The sequence below is a fragment of the Dokdonella sp. GW821-FHT11D02 genome (genome assembly GCF_058808595.1).
Genome location: NZ_CM179520.1, coordinates 2,156,156 through 2,173,597, shown reverse-complemented (window position 1 = coordinate 2,173,597; position 17,442 = coordinate 2,156,156). Strand labels below are relative to the sequence as shown.

Genomic DNA, 17,442 nt, shown 5'->3' with positions numbered 1-17,442 from the left:
TCGGGGTCGTGTCGTGAAAGCCGCTGCGCGCGCCTTAGCGCACGCAGCGGCCGGTGGGTTACTCCGTCTCGAAACCGTTGCGGAAGATGCGGTCGGACGCCAGCGGGCGCATCAGGAACGCGCGCCCCGGAATGCCGTCGCGAATACCGATACCGACGATCTCGTTGCGTGCGTTGATGCCGAGCGGCGCGGTCAGATCGCTCCAGGCTTCGCGCTGGGCCGGATCGGCGATCAGCGCGCGCAACTCGTGCTTGGCACCGTCGACCCACAGCCAGCCGATCGGATTGCCGGCGCCATTGTAGTCGTCGGCGCCGACCACCCAGCGCGCTTCGTTGAGCGCATTGGCGGTGCCGGGAGAGTAGTCCGGCACCGGCACCACGCCGAGATCGACCAGTTCACCCTCGTGCGTCCACAGCACCGAATGCGGGGTGAAGTTGGCCTCGCGGCTGGCGCCGACCACATCGCCCGCATTGTTGATGCGGCGCGTCTCGGTGGTGCCGCCGAGCGAAGCCAGCTCGCGGATGGTGTCGGTCTTGCTGTCGTAGACCCAGCCGATCAGGCGCGTGCCGGCGGCGTTCCATTCGTAGCCGCAGACCTGGCCGTTCTCGTTGATGCCTTCGGCCGCACTGCCGACGCCGCCGAAGCCGATGTTCTTCAGACCATCCGCCTGCGACCACAGGAACGCGCCGGTGTAGTTGCCGACGACCTGGCCGGCCGAGTTGACGTCCCAGGCTTGCGACATGTTGTCGGTGCCCGGCGTGAGGTCGATCAGGCCGTCCTGCTCGGACCAGAAGAACGCGTGGCTGACGCTGGCGCCGGGGAAGCCCTGCATCGGCGTCATCGTTTCGCCGACCAGGTAGTCGTTCTCGCTCATGCCGCGCGCGACGCCATAGTCGGGCGCGTGGCCCGGCATCAGGCTGCCGAGATTGGTCAGGTTGCCGTCACGCCAGAGGAAGGAGTTGGGCACCTCGTTGGAGGCGTCGGCGGTGCCGGCGACGTGGCCGGCGTCATTGATGTCGTGCGCATTGGCGAGCTGGCCGCCGAAGGTGCCAAGGTCGACGATCTCGTATTGCGGCGGCTGCACCGGCTCGGGACGGACGTCGCGATCGACGCTGAGATTGTCCAGGCGCACGTCCGCATCCATCGGCACGTAGGAATAGCCCGGCTTGGCGGTGGTGAACACGACCTCGTCGACCTGCGCCAGCACGTCGGCGAAGCTCACTCCGGCCGGCAGCGCCGGCTCCAGCGTGGTCGGATCTTCCGCACCGGTGCCGGCCCAGCCTTTCGGCAGCGTGGTCGAGCGCGGATCGAAGGTCACGCTGAACGTGCTCCAGTCCAGACCGGTCTGCAAGGTGCCCAAGCTCGTCCACACCGATGCCCAGGGGTAGCCCTGGTGGGCCAAGGCGCGGCTGCGCAGCTCGACCACCAGATCGCGCGTGATCGGGTTGCCGAGCGCGGACAAGGATTCGACTTTGACGTCGACACCGAAGCGCACGCCCTTGGACGTGCTGAAGTCGCCGACGAAGGCGGTATTCGTGTTCGACTGCAACTCCACCGCATCGACGCTGAGCGCGGCCAGATGCGTGTGCGCGCCGGGATGGCCGCCGTCCGCCTCGATCGGCAGGTCGCCGCCGGCCCAGACCCAGCCTTCGGCGCCGTTGTCGAAACCCACCACCGTGGGTGCCGCCGTCGCGGAGGCGGCGAGCAGCAGCCCGAGGCTCGATACGGCCCCGAGCAAAGTATGTCTTGCGTACATCAGAACTCCCGTCTTTGATCGTCCGGTCCGCCCAGGCGGACCGGACTGCTGGTGGAAATGAGGCGCGTCACCAGGAGACAGCCCGATCCTGCGTCGGCTGCCGGCTTGGCGCATGCGTGAACGATGCGAACTCGATGTGCGAACGATGTACCCCGCGCCCGTCGCGAACGGCTCGGGCGGGCCTCGTTCAGTCGAATCCGTCGGCGAAAATCGCGTCCGGGCGCAGCGGACGCATCAGAAAGGAGCGGCCGAGGCCGTCGCGCACGCCGATGCCGACGATTTCGTTGCTCGCGTTGATGCCGAGCGGGGTCGACAGATCGCTCCACGCCTCGCGCTGCACCGGATCGGCGATCAATGTGCGCAGCTCGTACTTGGCGCCGTCGACCCACAGCCAGCCCATCGGCAGCACCCCGTTGCCCTGATAGTCGTCGGCACCGACGATCCAGCGCGCCTCGTTGAGCGCATTGGCGGTGCCGGCCGAGTAGTCCGGCACCGGCACCACGCCGAGGTCGACCATCTGGCCGTCGTGCGTCCACAGAATCGAGTGTCCGCGCCGGTCGGTGTCGAGGCTCCAGCCGACCACGTCGCCGGCATTGTTGATGCGGCGCGTATCGGAATAGCTGCCGAGGGTGGCCAGCTCGCGGATCGTGTCGGTGCGGCTGTCGTAGACCCAGCCGACCATGCTGCCGTCGGCCTTGCCCTCGTAGCCGCAGACCTGGCCGTTTTCGTTGATGCCTTCGGCCGAGCTGCCGACGCCGCCGAGGCCGATGTTCTTGAGGCCGCTCGCCTGCGACCAGATGAAGGCGCCGGTGTAGTTGCCGACCACCTGGCCGGCCGAGTTGACGTCCCAGGCCTGCGAGGAATTGCCGGTGCCGGGCGTGATGTCGATCATGCCGGTCTGTTCGGACCAGAAGAACGCGTGGCTGACGCTCCACTGCGGGTTGGCCGGGTCGGGCGTCATCGACTCGCCGACCAGGTAGTCGTTCTCGCTCATGCCGCGCGCGACGCCGTAGTCGGGCGCGTGCTGCGGCATCAGGCTGCCGAGGTTGACCAGGGTGTCGTCGCGCCAGAGAAAGGCCTGCGGCACCTGGTCGGAGGCGTCGGCGGTGCCGGCGACGTGGCCGGCGTCGTTGATATCGTGCGCATTCGCCATGTCGCCGCCGAAGGTGCCGAGATCGACGATCTCGTATTGCGGCGGCGTCTGTGCCGCGGGCTGGGCCGCCAAGGCGGCGGCGAAGCTCAACCCGAATGCCGAAACGGCACCCAACAAGCTGTGTCTTGCGTGCATCACCACTCCCGTATCGTTCGTCCGGCTCCGTCGCGCGGGCTGGATCGCAGGTATGAAAAGCCAAGCGCCACGCGGGCGCCGCCCAATCCTGCGGCCGGCCGCATCGCTGCTGCATGCAGCAACGATGCGGACTCGATGTACGAACGATGCACTTGGGCCCGAATACGGCCCGGCGGGAGGCGATCCTCAGTCGAAGCCGTCGGCGAAGATCGCATCGCCGCGCAGCGGGCGCAGAAGAAAGGCGCGGCCGGGAATGCCCTCGCGCGTGCCGATGCCGACGATCTCGCCGCGGTTGTTGATGTCCAGCGGCGTGTTCAGCTCGTCCCAGCGGTCGCGCTGCTGTGCGTCGGCGATCAGCAGGCGCAGCTCGTGCTTGGTCCCCTCGATCCACAGCCAGCCCTTGGTCGGCACGCCGTTGCCGTCGTAGCTGTCCTCGCCGACGACCCACTGCTGGTCGTTGACGCTCTCGGCCACGCCTTGGCTGAAATCGGGCACCGGCAGGAAACCGAGGTCGACGATGGTCCCGTCGGGCTGCCACAGCACCGGCCGCACCTGGTTGTTCGGGCGCGTCGAGGAGCCGGCCACGTAGCCCTCGTTGTTGATCGAGCGCGCCCCCGAAGTCGGCTTGCCGAGGTTGGGCAGCTCGCGGATGCCGTCGGTATTGCTGTCGTAGACGAAGGCGGCGAACTCGAACGCCGCGTTGTACTGCTCGCCGCAGACCAGGCCGCTCTCGCTGATGTCCTCGGCCATGCCGGCGAAACCGACCGGCGCGCCGGGCAGGCGCAGCATGGTGACGCCGCCTTCGCGCGTCCACAGGAAGGCGCCGCCTTCCTGGCCGAGGATCTCGCCAACCACTTGGCCGGCCGAATTCACGCCCCAGGCGTAGGAGCTGATGATCGTGCCCGGGCGCGGGTCGACGTCGATCATGCCGCCCTCTGCCGACCAGAAGAACGCATGCGCGATCGAGCCGACTCCATCGGGCGAAGGCGCCATCGAATACCCGGCGACCAGCCCGTTCGCGCTGATCGAAGCGGCGATGCCGTGGCCGTGATCGCGCCCGGTGAGCAAGGTGCCGAGGTCGGTCAAAATGCCGTCGCGCCAGAGAAACGGCAGTCCGACCAGATTGGTGTCTTCCGCCGTGCCGACCACCTCTCCGGCGTCGTTGATCGAATGCGCATTGGCCAGCTCGCCGCCGAAATCGCCCAGATCGACGATCTCGTAAGCCGGCACCTCGACCCGCGGCCGCGCCGTCGCCGGCAGCGCGGCCGCCGCCACGGCGAGCGCTACGGCAGCGATCGTCATCGACGCCGGAAAACCCTGTTTCACGTACATCGCCTGCCCTCGTTCGTCGCCCGGCACACGCTTGGCCCGGCTGCTGCACCATGCTCGGCAGCGCTCGCCGCGGCAGCATGAGGAATCGGTGCAGCGACGATGTGCGATCGATGCGCGCCTGCTACGAACGCGTTACAGACGAACAAATCACGGCGGTTGCGTCGACGCCGACTGGCGTGCGCGCAGCAGGCTCTGCTCGGCTTTGCGCGCGGCGTCGTCCTGGCCGATCGCGCGAAACAGGCGCGCCTGCGCACCGGCGGCACGCGGATCGTGGTCGGCCCACATCGCGATGCGGCCGCTGACCGCGCGCGCGGTGTCGAGCTGGCTGGCGTCGATCAGCACCTCGAGATAGGCCGCGCCGACCGCGACCAGGTCTTCCGGAACGTTCGAGCGCTCGGCCGCCTGCATCGCCAGCGCGAACTGGCTCAGCGCCGGCTCGCGCCGGCGTTCCGCCTCGGCCTGCTCGGCCGCGGCCAGGTTGGCGTACATGCCGAGCCACTCGTCGCCGGCACTGTCTTTGGACAAAGTCTGCGTCGTGCTCGCCGCATCGGCGAGGCGGCCGCTGCCGCGCAGGGCGCGCGCGTGCAACACCTGCCCGCGCGTGTAGCCGGCCGGATCTTCGTTGCGCAGCGCCGGCGTCAATGCTGCTTCGGCCAGCGCGGCGGCCGTCTTGGCGTCGCCACGCAAGAACGCGATGCGCGCGGCCAGAAGGCTGGCGTGCGAGCGCGCGATGCCGTCCTGGCGCAGATCGGATTCGTTGCGGATGCGCGCGATCAAGGCTTCGCTGTCGTCGGTGCGGCCGACGCCGAGCAGAGCCGCCGCGCGCGCCGCGGTCAGGGTCCAGCGCATGCGCTGGTTGCTGGTGTTGGATTCGGGCGGCCAGAAGCGCTCGCTGGTCGCCAGCGCGGCGTCGGCGTCGAGCAGTTCGGTCTCGGCGGCGAGCTGCTGCGCCAGCGCGTAGGTGCGTCCTTCGCGCACGCCGAGCCGCTCGAACTGGCGCGCCGCGTTCTTCAGGATCGGCAAGGCGTCGGCCGGGCGGTGCCGCATCTGCTGGAACTCGCCCAGGTTCACATCGACGCTGGCGACGCCCAGACCATCGCCGACCGCTTCCAGCTCGGTGCGCGCGCGCGACAGTTCGGCGGTGCCCTCGTCGAAATGCCCGCGCTGCGCCAGCACGGTGCCGCGGCCGAGCCGAGCCATGCCGAGCGCGGTGTGATCTTCTTGCCCTTGGCGCAGCGCGATCGTCTCCTCATACAGTTCGAGCGCGCGGTCGAACTGGCCGCGGCGCACGTGCGAGGCGGCCAGGGTCAGCATCGCGCGCGCACGCACCGCGTCGTCGTGCCCCGGCGGCAGGCGGTCGAGCAAGGCGTGCAGGCGCGTTTCGACCGCCACGTTGTCGCCGGCGCGCAGCTCGATCTGTGCCATGCGCTGCTGCACTTTCGGTTCCTGTTGCAGCGCGGCCGGCGCGCGCGCGACCAGATCGCGCGCCTGTTCGAGCTGGTCGGCCAGCATCGCCGCGCCGGAACGCTGCAGCAGTTCGTCCAGCGCCGGCGAAGCCGACGCCGTGGCCGTACTCGGTGTTCGTCCGAGCTTGCGCAACAGGGCGTCGGCGGCCAGGCGCGCCGCTTGAATCGCGTCGTCCGCCTCGGCCTCGGCCGCCAACGAACGCTGCGTGCCGCGCCCTTCCAGATGCACTTGCCAGCGGCCGTTCTGCAGACGCACGCGCGGCAACACGCGCAAGGTGGCGAACTGCGCCAGGCTCGCATCGTTGAGCAGGGCCTCGCCTTCCAGCGCCGGCCGCTGCTTGAGCAGACCGACCACGCTTTCGCTCGGCGCGGTCGGCACCGCGCCGTCGCGCAATTGGTTGGCGACCAGGTCCATCAGTCCGAAGCGCAGCCAGCGCCATTCGTCCGGCGCGTCGATTTCGGCCGGCAGCACCAGCACCGGCGCCGCCGGCACCGTCTCGGCGGCGCGCGGCACGACCGCCGCTTCGCGCGCCTGGCGCAGCCACTGCAGGCCCGCGACCGCAGCGAGCAGCATCGCGGCCGCGATGCCGAGCGCGAGCCACGGCCGCCGCGGCGACGCCGGCCGCGGCAGCGGCAGCGGCGCGGTGGTCGCGCCGTCGATTTCCACAGCCGGCACCGACGGCAACGCGGGTTCTTCGATCGCAGCGACCGGCTCCACCGCGATCGGCGCCGCCTCCGCCGCGCCCGACTCGACCGTGGTCGTGCTGCCCCAGCGATAGCCGAAACGCGGCACGGTGCGCACCGTGCGTTGCTCGTTGCCGGTGTCGCCGAGGCCGCGCCGGATTTTCACGATGGTGTGGCTGAGCAGCGCTTCGCTGATCTCGGCGCGGCCCCACACGGCGGCGATCAGCTCGTCGCGGCCGACCGCGCGCTCGCGATGCTCGATCAGATAGGCCAGGCAATCGAAGGCGCGCGCCGGCAGCGCGATCGGTTCTCCGGCCTTGCGCAGTTCGCGCGTGCCGGGGTCGAGCAGGAAATCGTCGAAGCGGTAGATCATTCGGTCTAGGTTAGCGGCTTGCGCATCGCCGCGCGCGCACCCATTCAGCAGCGAATACACTTGGACGTTTGCCGGACTCCGATCGTTGCCGCCGATGAAGACTTCGCCCACCCCCGCTTTCCTGTTCGATCTCGACGGCACCCTCGTCGACAGCGTTTATCAGCACGTGCTGGCCTGGCAGGAAGCGCTCGATCTAGAAGGCATCGTGCTGTCGGTCTGGCGCATCCATCGCCGCATCGGCATGAGCGGCGGACTGATGCTGAACGTGCTCGCGCGCGAAAGCGGCATCGAAATCGACGAGGCGCGCGCCGAGCGACTGCGCCAGCATCACGCCACCGCCTACAACCGCCGTTCCGGCGCGATCCGGCCGCTGCCGGGCGCGCGCGAGCTGGTGGCCTGGCTCAGCGCATCCAAACTGCCGTGGGCGATCGCGACCAGCGGCCGCATGGAGACCGCCGGTCCCGTCTTGCAATCGCTCGGCGTCGATCTCGCGCACGTACCGGTGGTCACGCGCGACCAGGTCCGCTACGCCAAACCCGACCCGGACCTGTTCCTGGCCGCGGCCGAGCGGCTCGGTGTGACGATCGAGCAATCCACCGTGGTCGGCGATGCGATCTGGGACATGCTCGCCGCGCGGCGCGCGCGCGCGCTCGGCATCGGCCTGCTCTCGGGCGGCTATTCGGCGGACGAACTCGAACGCGCCGGCGCGTATCGCGTGTTCGACGATCCGGCCGACTTGCTCGAACACATCGACGAAGTCGGCGGTCGACGCTGATGCAGGCGAACGCCGCGCCGGCGTCCTCCTCTTCGATGCTGCGTCTGACGGCGGCCGAGCCGCTCGCGATCGGCCATCTGCGCAAGGTGTACCAGCATCCGCTGGAAGCGGATTTCGTGGTCAAGGTGATGCGCGAGGATGCGGTCGAAGCGCGCTGGGGCGCCGGCGGCCGCTGGTACAAGAAGCTGGTGCGCGCGCGCCAGTACGCCGGTTACGTGCGCGAACTGAAGGAATACATCTCCGCGCAAGCGCGCTTCTCGGCCGGCAACGCGCCGATCGCGCGCATGGTCGGCTTGGCCGAGACCGATCTCGGTCTCGGTTTGGTGTCGGAGAAAGTGCGCGGCGTCGACGGCGAACTCGCGCCGACCCTGGCCGCGCTGTACGCGCGCGAGGGCGGCTTCAGCGCGGCGATCGAAGGCGATCTGAGCCAGCTCCTCGCCGGCCTGCTCGCCTGCAACGTGATCGTCGGCGACATGCACGCATGGAACATCGTGCACGGCGTCGATTCACGCGGCGGCCCGCGCTTCGTCCTGATCGACGGCTTCGGCGAAAAGCACGTGCTGCCGCGCTCGTCGATGAGCCGCCGCCTGAACGCATGGAACACGCGCAAGCTGTTCCGCCGCATGCGCGAACAGCTGGTGCGGCTGGTGCCGTTGTAAGCCGCTGCGAACGAACGCGCCGCCGCTTACGGATCGGCGCCGTTCTTGAACGCTTCCTCGTCCTTGCGCGTGACCGGAATGCAGTGCGGCTTCACCGCCTCGATGCCGAGCAGCCACCACTCGCGACGATTGGCGCGGCCCACGCGCATCGCCTTCGACTGATCGACGCAGTCGCCCATCGCTTCGTCGAGAATGAAGATGCGACGTTTGTCGGGCGCGTCGGCCAGCCAATGCACGGCCTCGTCGTACTGGCGGTTCCAACCGGCGACGAAACCGAATTCGCGCACCGGTCCCGTCGACATCAGAAGATTCTGTTCCTTCCACGCGACCAAGCCGATCTCGGTATCGGGACCGGCCATCTCGCGCGCGCGGCGCATGACGCCGGCGGCCGAGCTGGAGTCGTTCAACAGCGGATACGCCCACACGCTCCAGACGATCCACAGCGCGGCAATGCCGGCGAGCAGCGCGTGCGCGCCGCGGCGCGGCCGGAACCATGCCGCCGCCAGTACGAAGGCGGCGCCGATGGTGAGGAACATGCCCCATACCGCATGATCGAGATCTTCCAGTTCGCGCCGCTGCAGCATGTCTTCGAAGCGCGCCGAGTGACCGAGCATCGCCCACAAGCCGGCGCCGAGCACCATCACGCCGAGGCCGAGCGCGATCGCGAACGCGCTGTTGCGCAGCCAGCGCGACTGCGCGATCTCGACCAGATACGGCGACATCGCCAGCACCACCATCGGCAAGGCCGGCATCAGGTAGACGTCGCGCTTGCCGGTCGGAATGCTGAAGAACACGATCGCGATCAGCGCCCAGATCAAAGGCAGCATGACGCGCGCCTCGCCGAGTCTTAAATCACGCCACCAGCGCGGCACCGCACCGAAGTAGGCCAAGGACAGCGGGAACCAGTTGAACAGCACGATCGGCAGGTAGTACCAGAACGGCTGCGGGTGGTCCCACGACTTGGCGTAGCGGCCGGCGGTCTGGCGGAAAAACAAATCATCGACATAGGCCTGGTATTCCGGACCGCCGCGTGCCTTCGCCACCAGCAGCACCGACAGACCCCAGGCGAGGATCGGTGCGAGAAAGGCGAGCGCGCCGCCGAACCAGCGCAGCGCCGAATTCGAAGTGCGTGTGACGCCGTCCCAGCCGCGCCAGCGCGCGAACAGATACGGCAGGAACATCAGCAAGGCGAGGATGCCGACGCCCTTGGTGATGACGCCGACACCGGCAGCGAAACAGCCGAGCCAATACGCGCGCCAGTTCGGCCCGCGCAGGAAGTGCAGCAAGAGGCCCCAGTTCGCCAACGTGATCCAGCCCATGATGACCGGGTCGATCTGCGCGCGCTTGACCTGGTACATGAACTGGAACGCGAACAACACCGCGATCCCGGCGTACAAGCCGGCACGATGGTTCCACAATCGCCGCCCGAGGTCGTAGGTCAAGCCGAGCGTCAACAAGCCGGCCAAGAGCGACGGCAGCAAGAACGCGATGCGCCAGTTGCGCACGACCTCGTACGCGCTCGCCTGCAACCAGAACATCACCGGCGGCTTGTCCGAATACAGTTCGCGGCCGCGATGCGGAAACAGCCAGTCGCCCGACTCGACCATCTGCTTGGCGGTCAGCGCGAAGCGCGGCTCGTCCGACGGCCACGGATCGCGCAGGCCGATGCCGATGCCGAGCAACACCAAGGCGAACAGCATGAACAGCCAGAACTGGCGACGCTGCACGGCGGCGGGAACGTCCGGCGAATCGGTGCGTAGCATGGCGATCGACGCATGAGGCGGGGCGCGCATGGTAACAGCCCTACCTTAAGTGACGATGGCGGCGAGGCGCGGCGCCACGATCGAGCCGAAGCGCGCAGAGTGAATCGTCACGATGCGACGCCGCCACCGCGCTGCAACGTATGAGCTGCGTCTTGGCCGTCGCGCTACGTCTGCGACGCAATGCGTTTCGATGCGAACGAGTACAAAAAAATTGTGCAGTGCATCGGAAAAAACGTTCGTTCGTTCTCGCAAAAAATCCGTTTTGCTCCTTGAAGGATCGACACTCTGCCCGCACACGCTCAACACGCCGCAGCGAATTTCGCGCGTCGTGTGAACGCTGCGACACGTGCGCAACTTTCACTGAAATCGCAGGTCCGAAACAGCACGCGATCGCGGTTAACTGGCTCGCAACGCTGCGTTAACAGTCAACAGATCGCCGCTGCGTATCGTTCGCGTCATTGGCAATCAAGGAGTAGTACGTCATGCGTCACCAGCGCCATACCGAAGTCAACGTCCTCGGCTACCGCATCGAACGCGTACGCCAATACGATGCGAGCGGCGAAACCGCGATGCAGTGGTACGAAGTGCTGGCGCCCGAATCCGCCCACCTGCTCGGACGCTTCGCGCATCGCGCCGAAGCCGAGCGCGAAATCGTCACGCGCGAACTCGCCGTGCTGCCGCGTGCGGCGGCGTAGCCGTGCGCAAGATCGTCATTCTGCACAATCCCCGTTGTTCGAAATCGCGCGCCGTCCTCGCCCTGCTGCAACAACGCGGCATCGAGCCGGAAGTGGTCGACTATCTGACCACGCCGCCGTCGGCGCATGAGATCGAACGGATCTTGGGCAAGCTCGACTTGCCGCCGCGCGCGCTGATGCGGCGCGAGGAGCCTGACTACGTGGAATTGAATCTCGACGACCCGTCGCTGACGCGCGCGCAACTGGTCACCGCGATGCACGAACGGCCGAGCCTGATCCAGCGGCCGATCGTGCTGGCCAACGGCAAGGCCGCGATCGGCCGCCCGCCGGAGAACGTGCTGGCGATTCTTTGAGAGATCGCAGCGGCTTCGTTGGAAAATCCTTAAAACGCAGTGAAGAATTCCTTCTTCACGCACGAACTCAACGGACGATGGTGAAGTCGTCCGCATCCATCCAGGCCGGAAAGCGCTCGCGGTGTCCCGCCAGCGCCGCCGGATCGAGCGTGACGGTGACGACCTGCTCCTGCGCACCGAGTTCGAGCAAGGGTGCGCCGAGGAAATCGAGCGCGACGCTGTCGCCCGAGTAATGCAGGTCGTTGCCGTCGACGCCGACGCGATTGACGCCGACGCAGTAACTGAGGTTTTCGATCGCACGCGCACGCAGCAGCGTGCTCCAGGCGTAACGGCGCGCGCTCGGCCAGTTCGCCACGAAGATCAGAAGATCGTAGTCGAAGCGCTGCGCCGCGCGGTCGTAGCGGTTGCGCAGCCAGACCGGAAAACGCAGGTCGTAGCAGACCTGCGGACAAATGCGCCAACCGTTCAATTCGACGATCAGACGCTCGGCGCCGCCGACGTAGCGCTCGTGCTCCTTCGCCATGCGGAACAGGTGGCGCTTGTCGTATTGCAGATGCGTACCGTCAGGCCGCATCCAGAGCAGCCGGTTCACGCAACGCTCGCCCTCGCGCACCACCACGCTGCCGGTGATCGCGGCACCGGTTTCGATCGCCAGTTCGCGCAGCCATTGCACGCCGGCGCCGTCCATCGTCTCGGCGTTGCCGAGCGTCTCGTTGGTGAAGCCGGACAGAAAAGTCTCCGGCAGCACGACCAGATCGCTCTGCCCTTGCACAGCGCGCACGAGCGCGCCGTAGTACTCGCGGTTGGCGGCCGCGTCGTGCCAGCGCGTTGCGCCCTGCACCAGCGAGACACGTAGCGGTTTCATCGTAGTCATATCTGGCTTTTGTTTTCCTTGTGCGGTCGTCCTTGACCGCGAGAGTCAAAAAGCGGCCATTTACAGCGCGCGCAAACGTTCGGCCGCTTGCTCCAAAGTCGCGTCGCTCTTGGCGAAGCAGAAGCGGATCAGGCGCTGCTCGGCCGGTGGGGTTTCGTAGAAGGCCGAGATCGGAATCGCGGCGACGCCCGCGTGCTTGATCAGCCATTCGCAGAACGCGAGGTCGTCGGCCTGGCTCAGCGCCGAATAATCGACCACCTGAAAGTAGGCACCGGCGACCGGTAGCAGCTTGAATCGGGTCGGCGCCAAGAGTTCGCGGAAATGATCGCGCTTGGCTTGATAGAACGCTGGCAAGTCGAGGTAGTGCTGCGGATCTTTTTCCAAGATCTCGGCGAACGCGACCTGTGCCGGGGTGAAGGTGCAGAAGGTCAGGTACTGATGCACCTTGCGGAACTCGGCCGACAGCGCGCGCGGCGCGATGCAGTAGCCGACCTTCCAACCGGTGGTGTGATAGGTCTTGCCGAAGGAGGAGACGACGAAGCTGCGTTCGGCCAGTTCCGCATGGCGCAGCACGCTATGATGCGGCGCGCCGTCGAACACGATGTGCTCGTAGACCTCGTCCGACAACACCAGGATCTCGCTGCCGCGTACCAGTTCGGCCAGACGATCGAGATCGGCCGCGCTGAACACCGAGCCGCAGGGATTGTGCGGCGTGTTGATCAGGATCAGACGCGTCTTCGGCGTGATCGCATCGGCGATGCGCTGCCAGTCCGGCGCGAAATCGCGCGAATCGAGCGGCACATGCACGGCGCGGCCGCCGTTCAACTCGATCGCCGGCTCGTAGCTGTCGTAACAAGGGTCGAGCACGATCACTTCGTCGCCGCTGCGCACGACCGCGGCGATCGCGGCGAACAGCGCCTCGGTCGCGCCGGAGGTGACGGTGACTTCGGTGTCGGGATTGACCTTGCGCCCGTACAGGCGCTCGGTCTTGCGTGCGATCTGCTCGCGCAAGGCGGGCACGCCGGTCATCGGCGCGTACTGGTTGCGGCCGCCGTTCATCGCCGCCGCGAGCGCGTCGCGCAAGGCCTGCGGGCCGTCGAAATCCGGAAAGCCCTGCCCCAGGTTGACCGCCTTGTGCTCCAGCGCGAGCTGGCTCATGACGGTGAATATCGTCGTGCCGACCTTCGGCAGTTTGGTTTCGATCTGCATCGCGCGCGTTTGGATGGCTAAATGAAACGCGATGGTAGCACGCGGCGGTTGCGCTTCCTGCAAAGCCGATCAGCGCACCGTCTCGCGCTGCTGCAGCCACGCCTGCAACACCGCCAGCACGTCACCGCGCGCGGGCTCTGCTTCGTTGAGCAATTCGTGATAAAGCCCGTCGAACTCGTGCACGGTCAAGCGATCGCTCGCCGCCACGCGTGCGAAATCGCGGCTGCCCGACGCATCGACCAGATGATCCTCGCCGGCGAACAAGAGCAAGCTGGGCAGGTTCAGCTTTTCCGCATCGGCGATGCAGCTCGCGCCGCCGCGGAAGATGAAGTCGGCCAGCCGCGGCGTGATCCAGCCGTGGCGCAGCGGATCGTTGCGGTACGCCGGCGCGACCGCGGGATCGTGCGACAGCTTGTCCGCCGGCAGCTGTGCCGGCAGCGGCAAGTCCGGCAGCCAGCGCGCCAGCTGCGCGGCGAGCGACTTCAACCAGGCCGCCTCGTGCGTGCCCAGTGCCGGCGAGGACAGGATCAACGACGGCGGCGCGAGGCGGCCGTCGAGCACCGCGCGCAGCGCGACCAGACCGCCGAGGCTGTGACCCAAAAGTATCGGCGCAAAACCGAGCTCGGCCGAATAGTCGGCATACACCGCCGCCAGATCCTCGAGCAGAGCATCGCCGGAAGGAATGCCGCCGCGCCGTCCACCGCTGCGACCGTGCCCGCGCTGGTCGTAGCCACGCACTGTGTAGCCGAGCCGGTTGAACCAGCGTGCGGTTTCCTCGTAGCGGCCGCAGTGCTCGCCGAGGCCGTGCACGAGCAGCACCGCGGTGCGCGCTCCGGGCAAGGGCCAATCGCGACGGAAGCAGGCGGTGCCGTCGCTCAGCCGCAAAGATGACTGCTCTGCAGTGCTCACTGGATCGGTAGCCCCATCGCCTGTTTCACGCGCACGATGCGCGCGATGCAGGCGACGAAATCGAGGCCTCAGTCTACGTCGGCATGCAGCGTGCTGAACATCGGCTGCGCCGCGCCCTGCACTTCCACGCGCGCGATCGCCCAGTGCACGAAGTGCGCGAAGTAGCCCGACTCGGCCGACATGTGCCAGCGCAACTGCACCGTGTGTCCGGCCAGCGAACTGCCGAAATCGAGCGTATCGCTGCGCCAGCCGCCGGAGGCGCCGGCGAAGGACGCGCTGCCGCTCGCCAGGTACGAATCGGCGGTTTGCCAGTCGCCCTCGTCGACGCGGACCTCGAGCGTACCGCTGCCGGGTCCCGAAGCATCTCCCGGCAAGTGATCGAACTCGTACTCGTGGCGCAGGGTGACCCGCAGCGGCTGATCGGCCGATACCTGGAACGGCATGCCGACCAGATGCACGTCGGTCGCCGCGCGCACGTCGCCGACCACGTAGGCCGGTTGGTCCAGATACGTACTGCGCTGCCAATGGATGTTGCAGGTGTAGTAGCAGCTGTCAGGAAAGTCGTATTCGCCGAGCACCGATGTCCAGTCGGCGGCGAAGGCTTGCGCGCTGGACAGATCGTCGACGAAGCCGTCGCGTACCAGGTCGTAGTTGACGCGGAACGACGGCTGCTTGCGATCGGACGCTTCGAGGTGGCGCTGATCGCTGGCGACGACGTCGAACGCGAGTTCGGCCGCCGCCTGCGTGCTCTGCACGCTCACCGCAAACGTCGCGGTGTAGGTGGCGTCGGCGGCCAGCTCGATGTTGCTCACCTCGCGCGGACCTGCGAATGCGAAGTCGCCGGACTGCGCACGCGCGCGCACGCGAATCTTGCGCAGCGGCGAGAAGCCGCTGTTCTTCACGGTCACGCTGAGGGTGCCGGTTTCGCCGCGGTCGAGCGCACCATCGCCGTCGCCGCCGGCGTTCTCGGTCAGTTTGACGTCGACGATGCTGAGCGCGCGCTCGCTGTCCTCGAAGCGCTCGATCGCACCGCGCATGTCGACCGCATAGCGCGGCGGCGCCAGCGCGCCGGCGCCGAGGCCGCGTTCGGCGAAGCCGGCGCGGCACAGGCGGTAGTCCGCTTCGCTGTCGGCGCGGATCGTGAACAGCAGCATGTTGCGCGCTTCGATGTAGTCCGCGTCGGCCGGCACCAGCTTGAGCGCGGCGACCAGATTGGACAGGAAGCGGTCGCGTACCTGATAGAAACGCGACGGCGGTGCCGCCGCGATCAGCTTGCGCGAGCACTGCCACAACGACTCGGTCCAGACTTCGCCGGCGGTGTGGACTTCCGCATTGGTGTTGAAGCGGCCCTTCCAGTCGTAAGGCTGGGTGCTGTCGGGCAGCGGGTGGTCCATGCTGACGTTTTTGAAGGTGAGCGGATTGATCTCAAGATCCGCCGAGTGCGGGAAGCGGCGGATGCCGTGGTAGTAGGTTTCGTCCGGATAGCCGAGCGAGCCGGCCGGCGGATACGGATCGAACGGCGCGTCGTAGTCGCGATTCATGTAAGCGCCGATCGCGTAATTGGCGAAGAACGGTGGCTTGCCCGGCAGCGCGTTGCGATCCTGCGGACGCACGGTCAGGATCAGGCCGACGAAATCGGCGATGCCTTCGTTGAGCGCACCCTGCTGCGCGTTGTACTGCATGTGAGTGAGGCGGCCGAACATCGTGTGCGCCCATTCGTGCGCGAGTACGCCGAAGTCGAGTCCGCTGACGTCGCGTTGGGTCAGGCTGTAGGTGTTGATGCCGAGGAACAGGCCGGTCGTGTCGCCGTCGAATTCGGACGTCGCGGCAAACGTGGTGGCGACACCGGCCGATACGTGCAGCGGATCGCCACCGACGCCGCCGCGGCCGTAATTGTCGACCTGCATGTTGCCGGCGTTCTCGTCGTAGCCGAGATCGTAGAACAGATCGTGCAGCCAGTTCACCGCGTAAAACGCCTGCACGATCTTCGCGTTGAGCTGCGCCGAATCGGCCGGAATCGGCACCGCCAAAGCGCCGCGCGGGCATTGGAAGAAATCGTTGCGCGTGTCGCTGGCGTCGAACGCGTAATCGAAGGTGCGCGAGGACGTGGTCTTGGCGCGGAAGTCGCCTTGCGCCGGCTTCATCAGCAGCCAGTCGTCGTCGACGTCGTCGGCGCAGTTGCCGTCGGCGTCGACCGGGTCGGCATTGAAGAATGCATCGACGTTGTTGCCGCTGGTTTCGGTCGCATCGTCTGCCAGCCACGGATCGCGCGTGCTGATGCCGGCATGGCTGCGCGTCAACAGGTTCATCGGCGCCTGCACGTTCGGCAGATAGCCGCTGCGCTCGCGCGTCGGATACGGGTTGGTGAAGCCGTACGGATCGACGTAGGGATAGCCGCTCGTGTCGGCGAACACGCGGTAGCGGAACGGCCGTTGCAGATCTCGGATGAGATCGTTGCTGGAGAGGATGCGGCCGTCGTCGTCGGCGACGATCACGGCGCGCGCGAGCGGCCGCTCGACGCCGGGTTGCCGTCCGGCGATCTGCGTGTGGTACGCCGCGATCAAACCTCGCGCACTCGGATACCAGACGCGGTGCACACGCGAATCGACCGCCGGAATGAAGGTCGGTGAGCGCTCGAAACGGAAGTACGCGTCTTGCCCTTGCGTCTTCAACGTATGCAGCGGGCTGGCTGCGAGCAGGCCGTCGACGGCGACCGCGGCCGAGCGCAACGCGGTCGCCGCATCGCGCGCGAATGCCGTGCGCGGCGCGTCGACAGCGGCGGCACCGCCGGCGATCGCACGCAGCGCGAGCGTGCGGTCGAGCAGCACGCTGACGCGTGCGCCGTACACCTCCACACCATCGACGCGCTGCGCGAACTGCACCACATACGGGCCGTAGCGCGTCGCGTGCACCTTGATGTCGGCATCCGCCGTATCTGCGATGGCGGCGGAATTCGCCTCTCGCGCCAGCGCGCCGCGCGCGGCGGCGACGATCGCGGCACGCGCAGCGATCGGCTGCGGATCGAATCGCGCTTCGGCGGATGCCTCGGCAGCGGCTGCCTTGGCTTCGATGGCCAAGTCGCTGCCGCCCTCTTCGAGCCAGCCCGGCTGAGCCTCGAGCCGAATCGGCTCGCTGCGGCTGCTCGCCGGCAGCGCACCGCCCGCGGCGGCACCGACACTGCCGGCGCCGGCCAACAAACCGACCATCAAACCGCAAAACGATCTACGCATCGTCGATTCCCCAGTAGCGGAACACCGAGGAGCCCGGCGTTCGAATGACGAACACAGTGGCCGACACAGCGCCGCC

Annotated in this window: 13 protein-coding genes; 4 read left to right on the top strand and 9 right to left on the bottom strand. The window is 67.5% G+C overall.

Annotated elements, in window-relative coordinates; genetic code table 11:
- Positions 1-58 precede the first annotated feature (58 nt).
- From AC3QL3_RS09080 to AC3QL3_RS09065, 4 genes are all read right to left on the bottom strand, one after another.
- On the bottom strand, positions 59-1,756 hold the full coding sequence (locus tag AC3QL3_RS09080; RefSeq protein ID WP_492898192.1) for a hypothetical protein: 1,698 nt from the start codon (positions 1,754-1,756) through the stop codon (positions 59-61).
- Between the two features lie 187 nt (positions 1,757-1,943).
- Complete coding sequence (locus AC3QL3_RS09075) at positions 1,944-3,044, bottom strand: hypothetical protein (protein WP_492898190.1); 1,101 nt, start codon at positions 3,042-3,044, stop codon at positions 1,944-1,946.
- A 186-nt stretch (positions 3,045-3,230) separates the two neighbouring features.
- The gene (locus tag AC3QL3_RS09070; RefSeq protein ID WP_492898188.1) at positions 3,231-4,370 is read right to left on the bottom strand and encodes a hypothetical protein; all 1,140 of its coding nucleotides are present in this window, start codon (positions 4,368-4,370) and stop codon (positions 3,231-3,233) included.
- Positions 4,371-4,523: 153 nt separating this feature from the next.
- Positions 4,524-6,899: a winged helix-turn-helix domain-containing protein gene (locus AC3QL3_RS09065; RefSeq protein WP_492898186.1), complete on the bottom strand. Its 2,376-nt coding sequence runs from the start codon at positions 6,897-6,899 to the stop codon at positions 4,524-4,526.
- A gap of 94 nt (positions 6,900-6,993) precedes the next feature.
- Here AC3QL3_RS09065 and AC3QL3_RS09060 point away from each other — a divergent pair, with 94 nt between their 5' ends.
- Entirely contained in the window at positions 6,994-7,674 is a 681-nt protein-coding gene (locus AC3QL3_RS09060; protein WP_492898184.1) for an HAD family hydrolase, read from the top strand.
- Positions 7,674-8,333, top strand: a complete 660-nt coding sequence (locus AC3QL3_RS09055) for a YrbL family protein (protein WP_492898182.1) — start codon at positions 7,674-7,676, stop codon at positions 8,331-8,333. Before AC3QL3_RS09060 ends, AC3QL3_RS09055 begins: the two co-directional genes overlap by 1 nt.
- Before the next feature lie 26 nt (positions 8,334-8,359).
- Here AC3QL3_RS09055 and AC3QL3_RS09050 read toward each other — a convergent pair whose 3' ends face one another.
- Entirely contained in the window at positions 8,360-10,096 is a 1,737-nt protein-coding gene (locus AC3QL3_RS09050; protein WP_492898180.1) for an ArnT family glycosyltransferase, read from the bottom strand.
- 482 nt (positions 10,097-10,578) lie between these two features.
- On the opposite strand from AC3QL3_RS09050, the gene AC3QL3_RS09045 reads away from it, so the two are divergent.
- On the top strand, positions 10,579-10,791 hold the full coding sequence (locus AC3QL3_RS09045; RefSeq protein ID WP_492898178.1) for a hypothetical protein: 213 nt from the start codon (positions 10,579-10,581) through the stop codon (positions 10,789-10,791).
- Between the two features lie 2 nt (positions 10,792-10,793).
- Positions 10,794-11,144 (top strand): arsenate reductase (glutaredoxin), encoded by a 351-nt coding sequence (gene arsC, locus AC3QL3_RS09040; RefSeq protein WP_492898176.1) that lies wholly within the window; start codon positions 10,794-10,796, stop codon positions 11,142-11,144.
- Positions 11,145-11,211: 67 nt separating this feature from the next.
- On the opposite strand, the gene AC3QL3_RS09035 is transcribed toward arsC, so the two are convergent.
- From AC3QL3_RS09035 to AC3QL3_RS09020, 4 genes are all read right to left on the bottom strand, one after another.
- Entirely contained in the window at positions 11,212-12,009 is a 798-nt protein-coding gene (locus tag AC3QL3_RS09035) for an amidohydrolase (protein ID WP_492898174.1), read from the bottom strand.
- A gap of 69 nt (positions 12,010-12,078) precedes the next feature.
- The gene (locus tag AC3QL3_RS09030) at positions 12,079-13,227 is read right to left on the bottom strand and encodes a pyridoxal phosphate-dependent aminotransferase (RefSeq protein ID WP_492898172.1); all 1,149 of its coding nucleotides are present in this window, start codon (positions 13,225-13,227) and stop codon (positions 12,079-12,081) included.
- Positions 13,228-13,296: 69 nt separating this feature from the next.
- Complete coding sequence (locus tag AC3QL3_RS09025) at positions 13,297-14,067, bottom strand: alpha/beta hydrolase (RefSeq protein WP_492898170.1); 771 nt, start codon at positions 14,065-14,067, stop codon at positions 13,297-13,299.
- 137 nt (positions 14,068-14,204) lie between these two features.
- Positions 14,205-17,366: a M36 family metallopeptidase gene (locus AC3QL3_RS09020; protein WP_492898168.1), complete on the bottom strand. Its 3,162-nt coding sequence runs from the start codon at positions 17,364-17,366 to the stop codon at positions 14,205-14,207.
- Positions 17,367-17,442: the final 76 nt, after the last annotated feature.

What these genes read in the sequence shown, in the direction of transcription:
- AC3QL3_RS09055 (WP_492898182.1), top strand. Translation starts at nt 7,674, where the DNA reads ATGCAGGCGAACGCCGCGCCGGCGTCCTCCTCTTCGATGCTGCGTCTG.
- AC3QL3_RS09080 (WP_492898192.1), bottom strand. Translation starts at nt 1,756, where the DNA reads ATGTACGCAAGACATACTTTGCTCGGGGCCGTATCGAGCCTCGGGCTG.
- AC3QL3_RS09060 (WP_492898184.1), top strand. Translation starts at nt 6,994, where the DNA reads ATGAAGACTTCGCCCACCCCCGCTTTCCTGTTCGATCTCGACGGCACC.
- AC3QL3_RS09045 (WP_492898178.1), top strand. Translation starts at nt 10,579, where the DNA reads ATGCGTCACCAGCGCCATACCGAAGTCAACGTCCTCGGCTACCGCATC.
- AC3QL3_RS09075 (WP_492898190.1), bottom strand. Translation starts at nt 3,044, where the DNA reads ATGCACGCAAGACACAGCTTGTTGGGTGCCGTTTCGGCATTCGGGTTG.
- AC3QL3_RS09020 (WP_492898168.1), bottom strand. Translation starts at nt 17,366, where the DNA reads ATGCGTAGATCGTTTTGCGGTTTGATGGTCGGTTTGTTGGCCGGCGCC.
- AC3QL3_RS09030 (WP_492898172.1), bottom strand. Translation starts at nt 13,227, where the DNA reads ATGCAGATCGAAACCAAACTGCCGAAGGTCGGCACGACGATATTCACC.
- AC3QL3_RS09065 (WP_492898186.1), bottom strand. Translation starts at nt 6,899, where the DNA reads ATGATCTACCGCTTCGACGATTTCCTGCTCGACCCCGGCACGCGCGAA.
- AC3QL3_RS09050 (WP_492898180.1), bottom strand. Translation starts at nt 10,096, where the DNA reads ATGCTACGCACCGATTCGCCGGACGTTCCCGCCGCCGTGCAGCGTCGC.
- AC3QL3_RS09035 (WP_492898174.1), bottom strand. Translation starts at nt 12,009, where the DNA reads ATGAAACCGCTACGTGTCTCGCTGGTGCAGGGCGCAACGCGCTGGCAC.